Raw genomic sequence first — 19,918 nt, forward strand, 5'->3', positions numbered from 1 at the left:
CAACCTAAATATGATAGGTAGACCTGTGCCGGGAAACCCGAATAGGTGCCAAAAGTGCTGGTTTTGTTCAGTACTCAAAAACCACATAGATTTGGTATAGGCGGCTAATAGCCATTGGCGGAGCCTCCTGAACCCACAAGCCGAAAACAAAAATCGATGAAAATAATCCGTTTTATTATACTCATAGGAATGGCGACTTCTTGTCAGACAGAAGAGAAAAGCCGGATCAATGTGATGACCTCAGATATTGATCACTTTTGGACCGCTTATGATTTAATTATAAAAGAACCGGACAGCTTAAAACGAATCCAGTTGATTGATTCGCTTTATATCCAACAAGGATCTATTGGCTTGAAAAAATGATGGAAGTCCGTGAATATTCAGCTGAAGAATATATCCAAATGATTACCAGTTATCCCAATTTCTTGTCGTCTCTTCGACAGAACACCCTCAAATCCAATGAATTGGCCAACGAGCTAAGCACTGGTATAGAGAAGTTGAAAGCTGTTTATCCCAATTTGAAACCTGCCAAAATTTATTTTACCATAGGTTGTATGAGGTCAAATGGGACGACCATAGATAGTTTGGTGCTGATTGGTAGTGAATTGGCCATGGCAGACCAACAAACTGATATTTCTGAATTTGATGGAGCCACGAAAGAGTGGTTGGAGACTTTTTTCAACTCCAATCCCATCGATAATTTAGTGTTGTTGAATGTTCATGAATACGTTCATACCCAACAAAAAACCCAGGTGAATAACTTGCTCTCTATAGCCATCCGTGAAGGAGTGGCTGAATTCGTTTCTACTTTAGCTATGGAGATGCCATCTGCTACTCCTGCCATCGCCTATGGCAAAAAGAATGCACAAACGGTGCTCGAAAAATTCGAACTGGAAATGTTTTACCCTAACAATCAGTCCAAGTGGTTTTGGAGCAATTACCCCAACGAATTTGGTGTAAGAGATTTGGGGTATTATGTAGGCTATCAGTTGTGCGAACATTATTATGCACAAGCCGGAGATAAAGAGAAGGCCATCAAAAGGATGATAGAGCTGGATTACACCAACGAGGTTGAAGTTGAAGATTTCGTCGAGCAGACGCGCTATTTTTCTACCTCGCTTGACTCCTTGTATCAAAGATTTGAAAATAAGCGACCATACGTAACGGGAATTAGGCAATTCGAAAATAACAGCACGAATGTTGACGCGGGCATCAGACAAATCACCATTGATTTTTCAGAACCGCTGAATGGTCACAATACAGGTGTGGACTTTGGGGAATTAGGTCAGGATTATTTTCCAAAGAACGATGTAACTAAGCGATTTTGGTCAGAGGATAAAGCATCATGGACGATTAGTGTAGAATTGGATCCGGGTAAACACTACCAGTTATTGATATCCAACAATTTTAGAACATCGGAAGATATTCCACTGAAGCCTTATCTCATTGATTTTAACACAGCGAATTAGATTTTGGATCAACATTAACTACCACAGAAATAACCAAGGGCTTCTGGTACGCGGGTTTTCCCTGAGCATCAGCCTTTTTCTACTCTTTCATAAACCGCACAGTATGTTCCTTAGCCCCGTCTAAAATTTGCAACAAATACATTCCCGGTTGAAGGCTACTTAAATCAATGGTGTGATTGACACTGGTAATCTGCTCCAGGCCTTTGATGAGTTCACCATTCATGCCGTAGATTTTGATTTGGAAGGCATCAGACAAGTTGTTCGATTTTATGATAAGCCAATCCTTTGTCGGGTTTGGATAAACCTCCCAGGTATTTGACGTTGCACTTTCCAGTTCTAGGGCTTTGAACACTTCCAGGCTAATATTGAACGGTTCGCTATCATCTGTTCCATCATTCACATAAACAGACACAGTCAGGGTGCCCGTGAAATCTGCAGAAGGTAATACGGTGTTTCCCGAAACGGAATAGAGATCTCCGGGTAGAACATTAAGTGTGAAGTCATTTGGGAAATCATTGTCAGGATCCTCTACCAAAAGGTTCGTTAGAGGAATCTCCACCGGGGTTCCTTTGAGGGTGAAAAGGGCAGCATTAATTCCCGTTATTATAGGGACGTCATTGACAGCAGTTACTTCCAGAGATAGATTAAATATTTCGCTGTTATCCTCCCCATCATTCACAGTTATCGGGACAGACAGTATTCCATTAAAATCTAAATTGGGAAGTATTTCATTTCCCGATACCGTATAATTTTCCCCAATGATAATATTCAAAGTAAAGTCCTCAGGAGCATTGTCGGGGTCCACTATTGAGAAATCTGTGACGGGAATCTGAATTCCAGTTTCTTCAGGAGTAGTGTATGTGTTGGTGTTTCCATTGATCACCGGGACATCATTAACCGGAGTTACATTTACTTGTAGTTCAAATTCTTCACTGCTGTCGATACCATCATTGACTACTATCGGAACGGAGAGGACGCCATTAAAATCCAGGTCGGGTATAATTTGATTCTGAGAGATTAAGTAATTGTCCCCAGGCCTGATGTAAATGGTGAAGTCATTCGGGAAGGTATTGTCCGGGTCTTCCACCAGCAAGTTTGAGCCCAAATAGTTAAGCGGAGTATCCTCTGGGGTGGTGGTGGGGGAGCTTGTACCCGTCACTACAGGTATGTCATTGACAGGAGTCACCTCTATTGTGATCCAAAATGGGGCGCTATTATTGACTCCATCATTTACAGTTAGGTCTACGTGAATGAGTCCATTAAAATTGGGGTCAGGTAAAATTCCAGCATCTGAAACCGAATAATTTTCTCCATCGTTGATTGTCAGGGTGAAGTTTCCTGGGAAATCACTGTCATCATCAACCGACAGATGAGATAAGTTTAATTCCAGAGGTGTGTCTTCCTCTATAATCAGTGTTTGATTGACTTCCAGAATAATAGGAGGGAGGTTGACCTCTGAGGCATTACGCTGCCAGACACTGGCCCCATTGGTGCCGGCATAAAAGTGATCTCCGGCGAGAATGAGAGAGGTTAGAGATTTATTCGTAAGCTGGTCACTCACGTCGTACCATTCATCCCTTTTGTCGGATCCCAAAAACATTCCCTGATTCGTTGCCACGAAAAGGTTGCCATCACCTACCACCAGGCCGTGTATGCCATAAACCCCAATTGCTGTGGCGACCCATGTCACTCCCAAGTCATCGCTGAAATATAATCCCTGGTCTGACCCTGCGTAGAGTCTTCCTTGGTGAATTTGTACTTCTCTGGTTGTGTATACTTCCTCAATGGAAATATCTGTCCAGGTGGCACCCAGGTCTTGCGAAACAAATAGTTCAAGACTTGCATTGCTAACTATGATCGTATCCCCCTGAACATAAATCGATTCGTAGCTAGTGTCAGTATTCAAACCAGTGTTTGAAGCGAGAACCCATGTGTTGCCTTTGTCATTAGAAATATAGACCCCCGTGCCATTAACCGCTGCAGCAAATACCCCATTGTCATAATGAAGTGCCTGTATCGATTTGTTCAATCCAGGGTCCAGGAGCCTGGTCCATGAATCTCCGTCAATGGTAGCAGCGTATACACCCCCTCCAGACCCGAGAAATACCGAGTCTCCTACAATAATAATATCATAGATAGATAATGCATTCGAGCCACTCAGTCCTGAGTTATTCTGCACCCAGTTGCCTTTCAGGTCAGATCGAAAAATTCCCGCTCCTTTGGTTCCCACATATAGAGACGATTCGCTTGCCGCCAAAGACTCAATCGGCATGGCCGTCATTCCATAGTTGCTTTCATACCAGGTTGCTCCTGCATCAATAGAACTGAACAATCCTTCTGAAGTACACATAACAATCTTACCCTCTAAAAAAGTGACGCTGTTAACAATGCTGTTGGTTTTTGTGTTTTGAATCTTTGTCCAGTTTTGCCCTTCATCTTTTGTGTAAAAGACCATTCCATCACCAGTGGTGAGATAAACACTGTCTCCCGATATACCCATGGTTAATATGGTTCCACCTAGGTCAATGTTGGTCTGTACCCACTCGTCCCCATTATGAGAGGAAAAGACATGGCCATCATCCGCGATGTAGAGGACTTCTTCAGTGGCGGTCATTGAACTGATACCGTTCGGACCCAGTCCTTCTACTTCAATGGCATCCCAGGTATCACCGTTATCGGAAGACCTGAAGAGTGATTGGCCTCCACCATACACAGCAGAATTGAAAAAAGCCAAATCACGCAGCTTTACTTCAGCGTTGCCTGCTCTCTTCTCTACCCAATTTGCTCCATTGTCTTCCGAGTAAAGCACCCCACTACTTGCGTGACTGTACACATATACAGTTCCATCCTGGATCGTTAGGTCACTAAATGAATCAATGCCTGAATAGCTAAGCTCCCAATTCTCTCCTTCATCCGATGAGATGTAAATTGCAAAAGTGGTTATGAGATACAAGAGACCATTACTTTCTTTGATGCGCCAAGCATTTATATTGGAAGGGAGTGTGGTGTTTTTGGGTTCCCATGTGACACCATTATTCACTGATTTGAATACGCCTCCTCTTCCTGCTGCCACCACCAAGGATGTGCCAGCCTGTGCAATATCATAGGTGTTCCCTCCGCTCGGGCCCCCTGTTGGGACCCACTGTGCGGATAGTAATGTGTTGATTAGCAACAAGAGACATATGGAGAGGTTGGACTTTTTCATGGGAGCAAGTGCTTGAAATGGAAAGAGTTGGATTGATGCATACCGCTATTACGCGGCAAAATAATAGAATCTTTCACATTCTCATACTTTTTTTACTCGCCTGGACCAAAAATGACATTTTTGGGTTTCTCTACATTCAGAGATCATTGAATTTATTACCCTTCCCACGCTGTGGGGAGGGTGTTGCTACCCGTGAAAGGGGGGCTGGATATCGTGGGGAGACCTTCGGGTTGATGACCAAAGCTTCAAGCGAACTATCTCCCTATAGCCAGCAATGGTTTGTCCGAGACTCAAAAACCACATAGATTTGGTATTGGCGGCTAATAGCCATTGGGGGAGCCTCCTGAACCCACAAGCCGAAAACAAAAATCGATGAAAATAATCCGTTTTATTATACTCATAGGAATGGCGACTTCTTGTCAGACAGAAGAGAAAAGCCCGATCAATGTGATGACCTCAGATATTGATCACTTTTGGACCGCTTATGATTTAATTATAAAAGAATCGGACAGCTTAAAACGAATCCAGTTGATTGATTCGCTTTATATCCAACAAGGATCTATTGGCTTGAAAAAAATAATGGAAGTCCGTGAATATTCAGCTGAAGAATATATCCAAATGATTACCAGCTATCCCAATTTCTTGTCGTCTCTCCGACAGAACACCCTCAAATCCAATGAATTGGCCAACGAGCTAAGCACTGGTATAGAGAAGTTGAAAGCTGTTTATCCCAATTTGAAACCTGCCAAAATTTATTTTACCATAGGTTGTATGAGGTCAAATGGGACGACCATAGATAGTTTGGTGCTGATTGGTAGTGAATTGGCCATGGCAGACCAACAAACTAATATTTCTGAATTTGATGGAGCCACGAAAGAGTGGTTGGAGACTTTTTTCAACTCCAATCCCATCGATAATTTAGTGTTGTTGAATGTTCATGAATACATTCATACCCAACAAAAAACCCAGGTGAATAACTTGCTCTCTATTGCCATCCGTGAAGGAGTGGCTGAATTCGTTTCTACTTTAGCTATGGAGATGCCATCTGCTACCCCCTCCATCGCCTATGGCAAAAATAATGCACAAGGGGTGCTCGAAAAATTCGAACTGGAAATGTTTTACCCTAACAATCAGTCCAAATGGTTTTGGAGCAATTACCCCAACGAATTTGGTGTAAGAGATTTGGGATATTATATAGGCTATCAGTTGTGCGAATACTATTATACACAAGCCGAAGATAAAGAGAAGGCCATCAAAAGGATGATAGAGCTGGATTACACCAACGAGGTTGAAGTTGAAGATTTCGTCGAGCAGACGCGCTATTTTTCTACCTCGCTTGACTCTTTGTATCAAAGATTTGAAAATAAGCGACCATACGTAACGGGAATTAGGCAATTCGAAAATAACAGCATGAATGTTGACGCGGGAATCAGGCAAATCACCATTGATTTTTCAGAACCGCTGAATGGTCACAATACAGGTGTGGACTTTGGGGAATTAGGTCAGGATTATTTTCCAAAGAACGATGTAACCAAGAGGTTTTGGTCAGAGGATAAAGCATCATGGACGATTAGTGTAGAATTGGATCCGGGTAAACACTACCAGTTATTGATATCCAACAATTTTAGAACATCGGAAGATATTCCACTGAAGCCTTATCTAATTGATTTTAGCACAGCGAATTAGCTTTTGGACCAAGGTTAGCTGCCAAAGTAAGCCTGAGGAATGTAAGGAGACGATCAGCAACATATAGAAAAGCCCGCGATCCCCCTCCCCAGTTTGCTTTTAGACCCTCCTTGTGTACTTTTAGCCCTTACACCAACCCCACTAGTTATGAACAACCCCCTTTGGCTGATGACCTCGGCTTTTGATCACCTGCAGCTCCCTCAGATCATCGAGAAAGCACAGCAGGTGGGTGTGCAGGGTCTTGATCTGTGTGTCTTTCGCCGGGATGGCACCCGGGCCGATCATGTGGCCACACACCTCGACTATGAGGATTTTAGACCGGAGGAGGCCAGAAAGATAATCGCACAGTTCAATGCTGCCAACCTCAAGCTCTCTATCGGAGCGTTTGAAAACCTCATCGGTGGGGATGAAGCAGAGCGGGTCAAAAATCAGAATCATTTGCTTAAGCTCATCCGCATCGCCCATTTGTTGGGTGGAGATGCCAACGATGTGAAGGTGGGCACTTTCGTAGGCTACAACCATGAGCTGGGTGTGCAGGAGGGAGGCTTTCAGCGAAACCTCGAGGAATACCAACGGGTATTTGCACCCATCGTGCAGTATGCCGCAGACATGGGCGTGACCATCTTGTATGAAAACTGCCCCATGGAGGGCTGGCGGTCTGCCGGCTACACCAGCACCTACAACAACCTGCCGGGGGTACTGGCTGCCCGCAAGCTGATGTATGAGCTGATCCCCAGTTGTTCGCATGGAGAAATCTACGATCCTTCGCACGACGTGTGGCAGGGCATTGACCCCACCGAAGTGATCAAAGCCATGGACATCAGCAGACTCCACCGGGTGCATGTGAAGGCCACACGAAATCTCCACAACGATACCAGAAACCACTGGGGAGCCATGTATCCCATGCAGTCGGTAGATCAGGCGCTGGCTCGGAAAGCCGGCGTGCCTATACCCGCCCATGACTGGGATCGGCATAACTATGAGGCCATGATGCCGGGGTTTGGCGGTTCAGACAGCATGGATTGGCGAGCCTTTGTAGCCGAGTTGATGGCCAGGGGGTTTGATGGACCCTTCGAGATGGAAAATGAAGCCGCTCTGAGTAAAGCCACAAGCAATGATGGCGCCATTATGCAGGGGTATAAGGCCAGCTTGCTCTTTCTGGCGCCCATGCTTTGGCCGCTGACGGATACAGGTTATCAGTATAACAGCGCCGGAGTGGCTCCTCTCAAAGAGCCATCCACTCAGAATGTGCCCATTGTGACGATGAAAGAGTTGAGTTAGGCACAGTCTTCACCAGGCGCACAAGCAGGTCCGTCGATGACTTCTATCGGGCTGACATTTTCTTTTTTCCACTCGTCAAAAGACTTTTGGAGTGTTTGCAGAAACACCTGGGAGTCCTGCGCACCGCTCACACCATATTTCCTGTCGAAAGCGAAAAAAGGCACACCCCGCACGCCCACTTGCTGCGCCTCATAGATATCGGTGCGGACAGCTTCCGTGTATTTGTCGCTTTCCAGGATGGCACGTACCTCGGCGCCATCCAGTCCAATTTCCTCAGCCAGGGTCACCAGCGTATCCAGGTCGTCGGTGTTTTTTCCTTCTGTAAAATAGGCTGAGAAGAGTCTCTCTTCTGCTTCGTCCTGTTTGCCTTGTGTTTTGGCGTAGTGCGAAAAGCGGTGGGCTTTCATGGAGTTGGCCACCACCGCCTGATCAAATCGGTAGGAGAGCCCCACCTGTGCGGCCATGTCTGTCACATAGTCGTTCATTCGCTCGGCTTCCTGCAGGCTGATTCCCTTGTGTTCCGCCAGGTATTGATGGATGTTTTTGGCCGGATCGGTGACCATATGCGGGGAAAGCTGGAAGCTTTTCCATGTGATGGCTACCTGATCCTTGCCTGGAAATTCAGCCAACGCGGCCTCAAATTTCCGTTTGCCGATGTAGCAAAAGGGACACATCACATCACTCCAGATTTCCACTTCCATTTTTTTGCCTGCAGTACTCATTTTCTTATTCTTTTTTGAATGTTCAGACCTTTAAACAAAAAAGAGGGGATTAGGTTCCGGTCGGGGCCGGAAAACTAGATGACCGAGATTCTGACCTTTTTCTTTTTGATGCGGGTGTTGTCCAGGGTCTTGACCACTTCACTGGCTTTCGCCGAATGGATGGCCACAAAAGCACAGTCCTGCTTGATCTCTATAGTGCCCACTTCTTCACTGCTCAGGTTGGCTTGTTTGAAGAAGATCCCCGCGATATCGCCTTTGGAAATCTTGTCTTTCCGGCCACCTGAGATAAAGAGCGTGCTCCAGATGGATGGGCCGGGGAGGTTCGCTTTGGAGAGCTTTTCTTCCCTGGCTCCTTTGATGAAATCGGGGAGGGGTTCCTTTTCCCACTGGATCAGATAGGCAGTTCCTTCGCTATTCATTCGGGCCGTTCGGCCGTTTCTGTGGGTAAACTCCTCTTCTCTGGGCGGGAGCTGGTAGTGGATGATAAACTTGAGTTCGGATACATCCAGTCCCCGGGCAGCCAGGTCTGTCGCGATAATGAGCTGGTGCGTGCCATTTCGGAATTTGATTAGCACACGCTCTCTGTCCTTTTGCTCCATCCCACCGTAGAAAGTGCCATGACTCACCCTGTTTTTGGTGAGGTGATCACTCACATATTGGATGGTCTCTTTGTAGTTGCAAAAGATGATGCCGGGCTGGTTGCCGATATGACCAAGGAGAGCTGTGAGTGTTTGGAGTTTGTCTTTGTCTGGCGAGCTGACCTTTTTGAGCTTCAATTGTGAGGTTTTTTCACCCAGGTAGTCGATGTACGTAGGGTTTCTCAGTTCCACGAATCCGGGGATCTCTACACCGTGGGTGGCAGAGGTTAGAATTCTCTTTTTGACCTTGCGTAAGCTGCTAAGAATCTCCCGCATTTCCTTCTCAAAGCCCACTTCCAGCGATTTATCAAACTCGTCCAGCACAAGCGTTTTGATGAATTCGGTGGGCATATTATCCCTTCTGAATCGATCGGCGATACGCCCTGGTGTGCCGATGAGAATGGCGGGTCGGTGTTTCAGGTCCAGCTTGTCTTTAGAGCCGGCACGACCACCGTAAATGGCGTTTACTTTGTGGCCGGTACCCATCTCGCGGAGTACCTGTTCTATCTGCAGGGCCAGTTCTCTGGAGGGCACCAGTATCAGCACCTGCACTTCCTCACAGTCGGATTCCAGTTCCGAAAGAATGGGCAGCAAGAAGGCCAGCGTTTTTCCGGTACCGGTAGGAGAGAGCAGCACCACATTTTGGGTGGAGTGAATGGCCTGGCGGGCTTCTTCCTGCATCGGATTGAGTTTTTCAATCTTCAGCTTGTCCAGTATGTCTTGTTGATTTTTTAATGTACCCATGGTAATGTGCTCCCGTGTGAAATTTTGAGACGGCAAAGATGGGGTATTTATAGCTGGGATGTGGGGTTTTGAGGTAGGGAAGACTGAGTCATGTTTGTACCCCATTGAATTTGATTTCTCTTATTCATTGGCTACTTCGGGGTTTTGCTTCTGCGAAAAGTAGCCTCGAAGGTTGCCAATGCCTATCAGTATGAATATGATGCCCACTCCACTAAGGACAGAAGGCACTCCCCACATTTCCCAGAAAACCCAGACCTTAGCAGAGTCGGGTTCGTCTGGTATATAAAGTATGGTGATGGTTTCGCCTACAGAGTAATCAAACCCTCCGGTGGTGCCCAGATCGAAGTGCATTGTCTGTTGATCTCCCTCTACGTCCCGATAGGAGACAATTGGGTAATAATAGGTCTTACTAGAAGTGCGACGGGATTCTATCTCTGTTATTACACCCTCAGTTTTAGTGGCTCGATAGATAAAACTAAGTCTGCTTTGGAAGAGGTATATTCCAAAGGTCAATGAGGTCAACCCAGCGAGCAACACGAAGACATTTTTCATAATGGTACCAAGAAACAAAAGGGTACAAAAAAAGGAAACCGTGAGGGCTGTGCCCCCACGGTTTAAACCTACTCATTACACAATTCAAAAACATTAATCTTTGAGGATTCTAGTCGTATAGGTACCTGTTTGATCTGTGATTTCAATGAAGTAGATCCCGGTTGGAACCCTGGTGAGGTCAAGTGTGGTGACGGAGCTGGCGGCAAAATCTCCGCTCATCTCCATGACACTTACTCCCAGCAGGTTGATTAATCTTACTTTACTTGTGCCACGGTTTTCGTCCGGAAGCTGAATATGAAGCTTACTGGTAGTTGGGTTCGGGAAAACAGATATCCCATAAGCTTCAGCTTCTTTGGCCGTTCCCATCACTGCTCCTACTGTTAGGTTGATGGTTTCTACACTCACTGCTCCATGCACATCAGTGGCAGTGAAAGTCAGGGATGTTTCACCAATCACCTTTGAGGAGATCAGGAATTTATCAGCTGCAGCAAATACCTCTGCAATGCTACTCTCACTGCTGGTGACGGTGAAGGTAAACGCATCTCCATCAGGGTCGCTAAAGAAATCACCAATGGCGTATTCGATGGCTTGCCCTTTGATCTGTACCAGTGGTTCAGTGGCAATGTACCCCGGAGCTTGATTGGTATGGGCCACTTCAGCAACCAGTGTTACTTCGGCGGTAGCACCATGCTCATCTGTAGCCACCAGGGTGTAGCTATAGGTACCCTCATCACCATAGTCAGGGGTGAGAGTGAGGGTGATCAGCCCGTTGGCTTCTGCGAATGACAAATTCGGGTATTCCTCGGCGGGTGTCACCGTGTAAGTGTTGTTTTCCTTGTCGGTCACTTCAAAACTCACCACCAGGGTATCATTTTCCTGAACAAAAAGCGAGGCAGGCACTTTGCCAAACATCGGCGCTTCATTCATGTGGAGTGATACGGGTATTCTGGCTTCCGGATTGTTTGGATCGTTGGAGGTGATCACCACCTCTGCGATCTGGTCACCCCGCTTGGCCAATGCACCGCTAAAAGCAAGGTTGATGGTAGATTCTGCACCCATGGCTACCTCACCATTCAGGTCGGAGGTGATGGTGAGCCATGCCGCATCGCCGGCGGTTTCCTCAGCAGCATACATCAGCCAGCCCATGGTCTCGAAAGAGGTCACTTGCTGCAGGTTGTACCAGGAGCCTTCATCGAAGAAGTAGTACCTTCCAGGTACGGTTTCCTGCCCTGTCACAGACCCCTGAGGAAACTGAATGCCCAGCGGGTAGGTGATGAGTACATAGAAGTCCTCGTTAGGGTAGATGCCTGCGGGCTCCTCCAGAGCGATCTGGTGCCATGCACCTACTTCGTCATCTCCAGATCCGGTAAAGGTTACTTCACCCTTGGCCAGCAGGATGGCTTCACTTATGTCAGTACCACCTGCTCTCACCTCTACCATTAGCTTACCTTCTGTGGCTGCTTCAGGTTTGAACCAGGTTTCCACATGTGAAATGTTGAAGCCTTGCTCACCCGCATTGTATCGTGTGGCCAGTGTGAAAGGTGCTCCACCGCCAATCCCTATATAGGTGTCCGGTGCTTCCTTATCGGTATGGTTCAAAATCCTGTTATAAGTAGCACTCGTGCGTGCCTTATTAGTCAGTGAGTGTTGGCTGCTTTCGGACTGAAGTGCCACGGTAGCAGGCTTTGCGGCCGTTCTTTGATAGGTAGTCGCTGTAGCACCTGCTCTGCCATAGTCAATGCTCACCTCATACTGGAGGGCAGAAAGTCCTTCAGTATTACCGAAAACAATGCTGCCGGTAGATGCTTCATCCATGGTATTCATCACCACTTCTACTTTTTCAGTGGTCACCGTCATGGCAGGAGGCTCAAAGCCCGTACCGGTCATGATGATGTCGAACTGCCCGATATTGGTAGTGAGTACGAGGGTGTCTCTGAAATCACCGGAATATGCCGGTGCAAATACCGCTCTGGTTTCCAATGCCTCACCAGGGTTGATGGTGAAAGTCGGTGTGACCCATGCCCAGGGCGAGTAAAGCTCCGAGATGTCAGCCCAGCGCCATTCGGGCCCGAACCATCCATCTACCAATGCCCAGATCTGTAAACTCAGACCTTCGGTACCACTTTTCATTTGAGCCCAACTTACCTCTAACTGAGCGGATCCTTCATTTGCCATTTCCAAATCCAGGTAGTTGGATAGGGGAGATCCCCATTCCATGGCGATCATTTTGCTTCCAAAATCCACGGTTTCTTCCAGTGCCAATACGGCATCCCCGGTTACCGTCAATTCCACGGGTTTTTCCAGGTTTTCACTGCCCGGTACGTTGGTTTGTATTTTCAGTGATTCTGAGTAGGTACCACCGTATATGTTTTGTGCGGTCATACCGATCTGGCCAGTCAGGGAAGTTCCCGGAGCCACTGTGTAGGTTTCTGCAGGCACCAGTATGTAAGCCAGACCACTGCCATGATCCAGGTTGTTCTGGTTAGAGATGCCCACACCATTGGCGGAGCTCTCCTGGATTCCCACGGCTGTGAAGGTGGACGTGAGGTCTGAACCAAACTCCTCCACTTTGTACTGGAACTTCATGGTTCCGTTTTTATACAAAATGAGCTGAGTAGAGATAGGGTCACCCATACCACCGAAGTTATTGACCAGGTAGCTCCATGTGATGATGATTTTGTCATCATAGAACTGGTAGAAAATTCCCACTTCATCCTCAGGGAAGAAGTATGTATCAAATCCTCCGAAAGTCCAGTAGGGCATGATGAAGGTGCCATCATAGGTAACACTTGGAATTGCATCGTTAAAGAACATGACCTCAGGGTCTTCTTCCAATGAGACAATTCCGTTTTCACCTATTTTAATAGTTTCATACTCTTCTCCGTAGATTGTCACAGGGAAGGGCAGGGTCAGGTCTCTCCAGAAGTATGCCTTATCAAATAAATCTTCGGCAAAGGGCATTTGGGTACCAGTTTTTCTGATGTCGATCCATTGGTAGAATTCACCAGCATTGTACTTCTGGTAGGCATACCCATGGGAAGTACCAGGTGTTTCTGTGTCGAAAGACAACCATTGCTTACCGGTCATGGTGACTGACAATGGCGCCAGGCCTGTATTTTCGACGGAAAATGGTTCAGTAGCTGATTCGCCATAAGCGAGGGTTTGCTGCACCACAGACAGATCTGCGTTGATGGCTGGAGGATCTACCACTGCAGCAGAGGCGTAAATGGTACTTGTGGAACCACCGGAATACGAGATGGTGAGTACATCTTCTAAATCGGCAGTCGTAGTAGTCGGAACTACTATTTCGTACTTTTCATACAGTCCCGGCTTAATAGTGGCTGGTTGTGTGCCAGTCAGGCTAAAGGCGTCGTTAGCGAAAGCCATACCCGTGATGTTCACATTGGCAGTCCCTTCATTCTTCACTGTGAAAACTGCTTTGCGTACAGCTCCCTGAAAGACTTCACCAAACTCTACCGTATCCATGGATACTACAGGGAGTGGAGTGCCACCGGAGGTGATTTCCAATTGCACCAAAGCACTGGTCTGGAAGTTGGCCGGATCATTACTGATGATGTTGATATACCTTTTGGTGGTACCTTCCACCAGGGTGGAGGTGTTCAGTGACAGGCTCACCAATGCACTGCTATCAGGTGCCAGTATCGCGGAAGCATTTTCTATGCTGCTGATGATGTTAGGACCTGGGTAGTCAAAACCCAGTGCGAGTCCGCTGTACAGTGAAATCTTCTGCTCATAGTTGTGAACGAGGATACCATCGGTCCGATTCAGGTCTTCGATCAGGATGGTAAGATAGGATTGTGACCAGGAGTCAAAGCCCATTTCCTCATAGTAGAACCTGATGTCTCCATTAGAGTGAAGCACCATTTGTGCAGTGATGGGAGCATTGAATCCATCTGTCACGTTGTGGTATTGCACGATCACACGGTCAGCTTCTACCTGATAGAATACCTGTCCCTGTGCAGAGAAGTCGAGAAATGTACCCAGCGGAGAGATGTATCCTTTTGGGCTATAAAAATTATTGAGGGTGGGGGTATTGACGGGTCGCACGCTGTTGTCAAAGGTGGTGAAACCTTTTTGTGCGATATAGAGTGTCTTTAATGACTCCCCGTAGTAAGGGAAGTCAAATCCCATGTTTACCTCATAGTAAGCTCCATCATCCTTGATCGTTTCAGTCACGTCCACACCTGTGGCAGAGATGTCCTGAAAATCATAGGCAATGGGGTTGGTTTCTGAAGGGTCGCTGGTTTTGTACTTATACCCATAAGTATGGTAGGCAGATGGCCAGTCGTTGCTTATTCCTTTGGTGTCAAAACCAGGGATAAAGTATTTCAATGGATAGCCGCCAGTGTTTTTAACGAGCACTTCAGCATTGATGACATCCCCAATGGCCACATTGTTTACCACCTGCTCAGTAGGAGTGATGTTAATCTCCGAAGTTTCGGCACCCACTCCAAAGAGGGAGATTTCATAGGTTTGATCGCCATTGGTGATAGTAAGGAGACCATTGGCATTGCCGGAAGTAGTAGGTTGATAATTGAGTTTTAGTGTTACCTCACCGCGTGCCTGTATTTGCCACGGAGCATAGCCATCTATGGCAAATTGATCGCCTGCTATGTTAAAAGACGGGTTGTTGAAATTACCAAACCCCTGATTGTCCAGAACGATTTCTACGGTTTCAGAAGTACCAATGAAAACGCTTCCGAAATCGACGATATCTGTGTGGACAATGCGTGGCTGATGACCACTTACATTCAGGCTCACCGGAACCCTCAATTCTCGTTGGTTGGCATCATTAGAAGCCAGTACCAGATTGGCATTGTAAGTACCATTGATCAGCGTGGAGCCATTGGCCGTAAGGGTAGCATTCATCTCACTATTACCTTCTACGTCTCCGTTGGCCGGATCCAGGGTCAGGTAAGTGCCCAGGTGTTCGTTGTAGCTATCGGCAGCCACAGCGAAAGTAAATTCTTTGCTATCCAGGAGATCCTCCAGCGGGGCCCAGGTGCCACCCAGATCAAAGGACATGAAGCAATATTCAGAATATTTTGGGTCAGTCTCATAACCAATACCCAGGGGAAACAGGTTTCCTGCAGGTACGTGGAAGACAAGCCAAAAGGTAGAGCCTGACCCAAAATATAGTTGTTCGTTGAGGGTAATATACGCCCAGCTTTCATCAGCGCTCCAGTTGCTGTGTTCTTGTGCGTAGATCAGATTTTCTTTAGAAGGTGTGTCACCTTCGTATACCTCCATAATCACGGGTCCTAGTGCAGGGTCGTGCTTGAGGTACATCCGTGCTTGAGTCAGGTTAAAACCTTCCGTTTCGGACACGATGAATTTGGTAGCGGCTGAGTTGCTAAGGTTAATATCCGTTTCGCCAATGATGTTGGTCGCCCAATCTGCGTATGATTTAACTACAGGCGTAAATGAATATGTCTCTGGAGACTGACCCCTGAGCTTATCCTGATTATCGTCGGCATTGCGCTGAGCGACTTTCGCAGCAGATGCTTTTTTGGTAGCAGTGGAGGTTGGGTAGTTCAGTCGGTCGGCGCCATATGCCAGGGAGGAATTGCTATGTCTGGTAAAATATTCCCAGCGCAACACTCCGGCAGCCTCATTGAGGATGGTGAGGTCATGACTGGCAGTCAGGCTGCCAGAGGCGTCCACATTCAGTGCTATTTGCAGGCTGTTTTCGTCTACAGCTATGGAAGGCCCTTCATTAGTGGTCTCAGAGATCACTTCTGAGAGTTCTGACACGTTGCCCCATCTGTCGGTGGAGGTGATCGCAAAGTAGTAAGTGGTCAATCCCAAAAGATCGTTGACTTCAAAAGCAACATCACTTCCGGCTGATTGAGTGTTTTTAATGATGTGCCGGGAAGCAGCTGTAAGATTTGCACTGTTGATAGGTGCGGTATGGTAGTAAAGAGTAAAGGAAACCGGAGCTCCATCATCTTCGTCAGCGGGTACTTTCCAACTCAATGTGGCAAACTCCTGAGCGATGCCTGTGACCGTAAGGTCTGAGATGGTGGCTGGAATTTTACCAAGATCATTCTTAATGGCCAGGGCTGCATCAATGGCTCCTGAGCCGAGGAGGCCCTCGTAGCCAGGGTTAAAGGCCGTGATGTCTACTACTCCGGTTTGTAGTTTATTCCACAGCTCAGTGTTAGTGATCTGTGCAGGGCTGTTGACCAGAGCCAGAGCTGCGATCCCCGATACATGAGGGCATGCCATCGAGGTACCTTCCAGGAAGGCATACTGATCGTTTGGAATGGTACTTAATACACCGTTTTTGGCTCCATATTCGGTGGCTCCACCAGGCGCCGAAAGCTCTATCCATGTACCGTAGTTGGAGTAGCTGGCTTTTTTCCATTCTGGTCCTATGGAGGCTACTGCAAAAGCACTTTCGTAATAACCAGGGTACCAGTCTGCATCATAGTTGGAGTTTCCCGCTGCAAAAATGACAATCCCGCCTTTCATGGGGCTGCCTTCAAAATCTCCCGCCTCCGCAATGAAGTAGTCGATGGCATCCAATACAGATTCTTCCACTGAACCAGGGTAGGAATAGCCCCAGCTGTTCTGGGAGATGACTGCTCCATTGTCAGCTGCGTATACGAATGATTTCTCTATGGCCGCTCCGCCCAGGATTTGCAGCGACATGATTTTCACACCATTGCCGGAACCATCACCACCTGCTACCCCCGAGACGCCTATTCCATTGTTATTGATGGCTGCAATGGTGCCTGCCACGTGGGTGCCGTGGTACTGGGGGTCGATTTCCCCGCTTTTTCTTTGAAAATTGTACCCGTGGATATCATCCACATACCCGTTATTATCATCATCTACATTCGGTTGTCCGTTCAGTTCTTTTTCATTAACCCAGATGTTACTGTTCAAATCCTCATGATTGACATCCACACCTTCGTCGTGTACAGAGACGATGATGTCGCTGGCTCCGGTCACACTGGTCCAGGCTTCAAAAAGGTTGACGTCAGCATCGGAAAACCCGGTTTGTCCGGTATTGTCATAATGCCACTGATCTCCCAGGAGCGGGTCGTTGAACGGGAGGGAAGCTTGCCGACTGGTAGAAGATGAGGGCACGTAAGCTTTTACCTCATAGGGGGCAATGACCTTTATACGCTCAGCTTCTGCTACTTCCACTTCGTCCAGAAGCATAAGTTGTGCAGCCGCCGCTTTTGGGTTGATGTCTTCATCTATTTCCAATATGTACCATAGGTGAAGCCCATGTTTGTGAAGTTTACTTTCTGTAGCCGAGTTCACCGGAAAGAGTCGGTACATATCAGAGGCCTTCACCTGATTGGCGGTGGCATCGAATGGCTTTAGACCAGTGACCAGTTCGTTTTTCCGGCTGGTGACCGTCATTTGCTGTAGAGATGAAGTCATCTCAGGTGAAAACTTCACCTTGACAATTCCCTTTTTCACGCCCGGCTCAATCTTTTGTGCCCAGCTGAGTGTGGCGCACAAAGTGAATATCAGCGCGAGCAATATTCGGTTGGTCTTAAAAGGTAAAAAATGATTCATAGTACGATTGGTTTGGATTCTAACTAAGATTTCTTTTTGGTGGACTTAAGAGGTTGCTGCTTATTGCTGATCTCGTTGAGGAGTTTGGCAAAAGCATCATTCTCTTCTTTCCGTTTTTTAATCAGATCATTGATTAATTTTTGGTCTTTGTCCTTGTCTTTCAAAGCATATTTCGTTTACGGGGCAACGACACAAATAAACTTTGGTAAATGGCGGGATCTAAATATTCGGCCTTTGAATAAATACTACAGCGCGGATTTTGACCATAGAATTACCACTCAGCACCTGCTTTCATACCTTAACATTACCTTAACAAAACGACCTAAAAGGCTGTACTGATTAAAAGAGAGCACTTTTGTGATTTGTCAGGAAGAATTTCACTTTTCAGTGTAATGAGGAAAGATAAGTGACCAGATTGGAGGTGGTATTGGTGAGATTGAGCTTTTTGCGTAGGCGAGCTCTGGCTACTTCTACACTCTTCACGCTTTGCTGGGTGATCGCTGCAATCTCTTTGGAACTCATATTGAGCCTAAGGAAAGCGCAAAGTTTTTCGTCAGCCGGAGACAGGTCTGGGTGGAGCTCATGGAGCTTGTTGTAGAAATCCGTGTGAACCTGATTGAATCTCAACTCAAACTCAGCCCAGCTGTCATTATCTGCTTCTCGCTGCAAATCCAGAATAATGTTGTGGATCTCCTTGTAGTTTTCGGGAAGCACATTGGGTTGCAGCTTCAGCAGCCTTTCAGCCACACTGTTGATAAGCTCGTTCTTTCTGATCAGGTACATCACGTTGGTGGTCAGCTCCTTGTTTTTGATCTCCACATCCTGTGTGAGGTTTTCTTGCAGCAGGGCAGTTTGCCGGGCACGTGAGCGGATGATCACTGTGATGAGGATGGCGATCAAAAGGCCAATGGATAAAGTAATGATAATAGTGATGTACCTGAGCCGGGCCTGGCGTCGTTCTTCTGCTCTGGCTTTTTCGGCCTTGTCGAAATCATATTGCAGTTGCAGGCGGGTAATTTCTCTATTGGCCTGCATGTCTCTTAGGCTGTCACTTTGGGCTTTGAAGGCCTTGTAGGTACTGAGAGATGCCCCCAGCTTGCCTTGAGCTTCCTCTATTTCGGAAAGGCATAAATAGGCATTCATGGTCGTCTCCATAGCACCTATTTCTTCGGAGAGCGTTATGGCTTTTTTGGCAAATGGTTCAGCCTTATCGGGTTGATCTAATCTTAGATAATAGTTGCCGAGGATCACAAGGGATTTGGCAATTTCCGCCTTGTCGCCATAGGCTTCCCGTACCTTCAGTCCTTCCAGGAGGTATTCTATGGCTTTTTCGGGTTGCTTAAGGTCTACCATATAGAGCTTCCCGAGGTTATTGAGCGCTGTACCCTGTAGGGGTTGATTGTTGGATTCTTGAGCGAGTCGTAATGCGCTGGTGTAATACTGCAGGGCAGAGGAGGTGTCTCCCTGTGTCTGGTAGATATTGGCGATGTTATTATGGAGGGTAGGCAGCCTGAAGGTCATTTCAGCTGAGGGCTTTTGGAGATTAAGTAGCATCTGTGCTTTGAAGTACTCGTCCAGCGCTTTGTCATACTCGTGCAGTCGGTCATAGATTACGCCAAGGTTATTGTGCATGGCCAGCAGGCCCAAGGTGTCTTTGATGTCCTCATAGTAGAGTAAGGCGTTGAAGTAATTGATAGAGGCGTTTTTATAATCACCCATTGACAGATACACATTGGCAATGGCTCTTACGGTTTTGGCTTCATATGCCTTGATTTTTGACTTGGTGGCAATATCACTCGCTTGCTTGGCGGCCTCCATGGCTTTCTGGTAGCTCTCATGATGGTAGAGCTGACTGATTTCCAACAGTGCATTGATTTTCACGGTGTCCTCCTTGCTGGTATTCACCAAAAGGTAAAGACTGTCCATTTTGATTTTGTCCTGTGCCATTAGCCGGGTGCCAACCAATAATAACAGGATGATATAATGGAGTCGGAATCTCATTGATACAAATAAAGTGATTTTTACGGGTTCTCCGCAATGATTATGGGGCGAGCGATCAAATAG

At 46.9% G+C, this 19,918-nt stretch carries 10 protein-coding genes; 3 read left to right on the top strand and 7 right to left on the bottom strand.

Features of this window, described 5'->3' with window-relative positions; genetic code table 11:
• Nucleotides 1-359: 359 nt before the first annotated feature.
• Nucleotides 360-1,469 (top strand): hypothetical protein, encoded by a 1,110-nt coding sequence (locus tag GV030_RS00470; RefSeq protein WP_159578709.1) that lies wholly within the window; start codon nucleotides 360-362, stop codon nucleotides 1,467-1,469.
• A gap of 79 nt (nucleotides 1,470-1,548) precedes the next feature.
• On the opposite strand, the gene GV030_RS00475 is transcribed toward GV030_RS00470, so the two are convergent.
• Nucleotides 1,549-4,674, bottom strand: coding sequence for a T9SS type A sorting domain-containing protein (locus tag GV030_RS00475; RefSeq protein ID WP_159578711.1), 3,126 nt, complete (start codon nucleotides 4,672-4,674; stop codon nucleotides 1,549-1,551).
• Nucleotides 4,675-5,046: 372 nt separating this feature from the next.
• On the opposite strand from GV030_RS00475, the gene GV030_RS00480 reads away from it, so the two are divergent.
• Both GV030_RS00480 and GV030_RS00485 read left to right on the top strand, forming a co-directional pair.
• Entirely contained in the window at nucleotides 5,047-6,360 is a 1,314-nt protein-coding gene (locus tag GV030_RS00480; protein ID WP_159578713.1) for a hypothetical protein, read from the top strand.
• A gap of 147 nt (nucleotides 6,361-6,507) precedes the next feature.
• Nucleotides 6,508-7,641: a sugar phosphate isomerase/epimerase gene (locus GV030_RS00485; protein ID WP_159578715.1), complete on the top strand. Its 1,134-nt coding sequence runs from the start codon at nucleotides 6,508-6,510 to the stop codon at nucleotides 7,639-7,641.
• Here GV030_RS00485 and GV030_RS00490 read toward each other — a convergent pair.
• From GV030_RS00490 to GV030_RS00515, 6 genes are all read right to left on the bottom strand, one after another.
• Nucleotides 7,638-8,363 carry a DsbA family protein gene (locus GV030_RS00490; RefSeq protein WP_370519048.1) on the bottom strand — a complete coding sequence of 242 codons (726 nt, stop codon included), beginning with the start codon at nucleotides 8,361-8,363 and terminating at the stop codon, nucleotides 7,638-7,640. The two genes, GV030_RS00485 and GV030_RS00490, sit on opposite strands and share 4 nt — an antisense overlap.
• Nucleotides 8,364-8,437: 74 nt before the next feature.
• On the bottom strand, nucleotides 8,438-9,745 hold the full coding sequence (locus GV030_RS00495) for a DEAD/DEAH box helicase (protein WP_159583534.1): 1,308 nt from the start codon (nucleotides 9,743-9,745) through the stop codon (nucleotides 8,438-8,440).
• Nucleotides 9,746-9,865: 120 nt separating this feature from the next.
• A complete protein-coding gene (locus tag GV030_RS00500; RefSeq protein WP_159578717.1) occupies nucleotides 9,866-10,297 on the bottom strand; it encodes a DUF3592 domain-containing protein in 432 nt (143 codons plus the stop codon).
• A 93-nt stretch (nucleotides 10,298-10,390) separates the two neighbouring features.
• Entirely contained in the window at nucleotides 10,391-17,854 is a 7,464-nt protein-coding gene (locus GV030_RS00505; protein WP_159578719.1) for a S8 family serine peptidase, read from the bottom strand.
• A 23-nt stretch (nucleotides 17,855-17,877) separates the two neighbouring features.
• Nucleotides 17,878-18,018: a hypothetical protein gene (locus GV030_RS00510; protein ID WP_159578721.1), complete on the bottom strand. Its 141-nt coding sequence runs from the start codon at nucleotides 18,016-18,018 to the stop codon at nucleotides 17,878-17,880.
• Nucleotides 18,019-18,238: 220 nt separating this feature from the next.
• On the bottom strand, nucleotides 18,239-19,855 hold the full coding sequence (locus GV030_RS00515; RefSeq protein WP_159578723.1) for a tetratricopeptide repeat protein: 1,617 nt from the start codon (nucleotides 19,853-19,855) through the stop codon (nucleotides 18,239-18,241).
• Nucleotides 19,856-19,918: the final 63 nt, after the last annotated feature.

The organism is Marinoscillum sp. 108, from assembly GCF_902506655.1.
Lineage (GTDB): Bacteria > Bacteroidota > Bacteroidia > Cytophagales > Cyclobacteriaceae > Marinoscillum > Marinoscillum luteum.

Excerpts from the sequence above, each read along its gene's own strand:
- GV030_RS00470 (WP_159578709.1), top strand. The coding sequence starts at position 360 with ATGATGGAAGTCCGTGAATATTCAGCTGAAGAATATATCCAAATGATT.
- GV030_RS00495 (WP_159583534.1), bottom strand. The coding sequence starts at position 9,745 with ATGGGTACATTAAAAAATCAACAAGACATACTGGACAAGCTGAAGATT.
- GV030_RS00475 (WP_159578711.1), bottom strand. The coding sequence starts at position 4,674 with ATGAAAAAGTCCAACCTCTCCATATGTCTCTTGTTGCTAATCAACACA.
- GV030_RS00500 (WP_159578717.1), bottom strand. The coding sequence starts at position 10,297 with ATGAAAAATGTCTTCGTGTTGCTCGCTGGGTTGACCTCATTGACCTTT.
- GV030_RS00505 (WP_159578719.1), bottom strand. The coding sequence starts at position 17,854 with ATGAATCATTTTTTACCTTTTAAGACCAACCGAATATTGCTCGCGCTG.
- GV030_RS00515 (WP_159578723.1), bottom strand. The coding sequence starts at position 19,855 with ATGAGATTCCGACTCCATTATATCATCCTGTTATTATTGGTTGGCACC.
- GV030_RS00480 (WP_159578713.1), top strand. The coding sequence starts at position 5,047 with ATGAAAATAATCCGTTTTATTATACTCATAGGAATGGCGACTTCTTGT.
- GV030_RS00490 (WP_370519048.1), bottom strand. The coding sequence starts at position 8,363 with ATGAGTACTGCAGGCAAAAAAATGGAAGTGGAAATCTGGAGTGATGTG.
- GV030_RS00485 (WP_159578715.1), top strand. The coding sequence starts at position 6,508 with ATGAACAACCCCCTTTGGCTGATGACCTCGGCTTTTGATCACCTGCAG.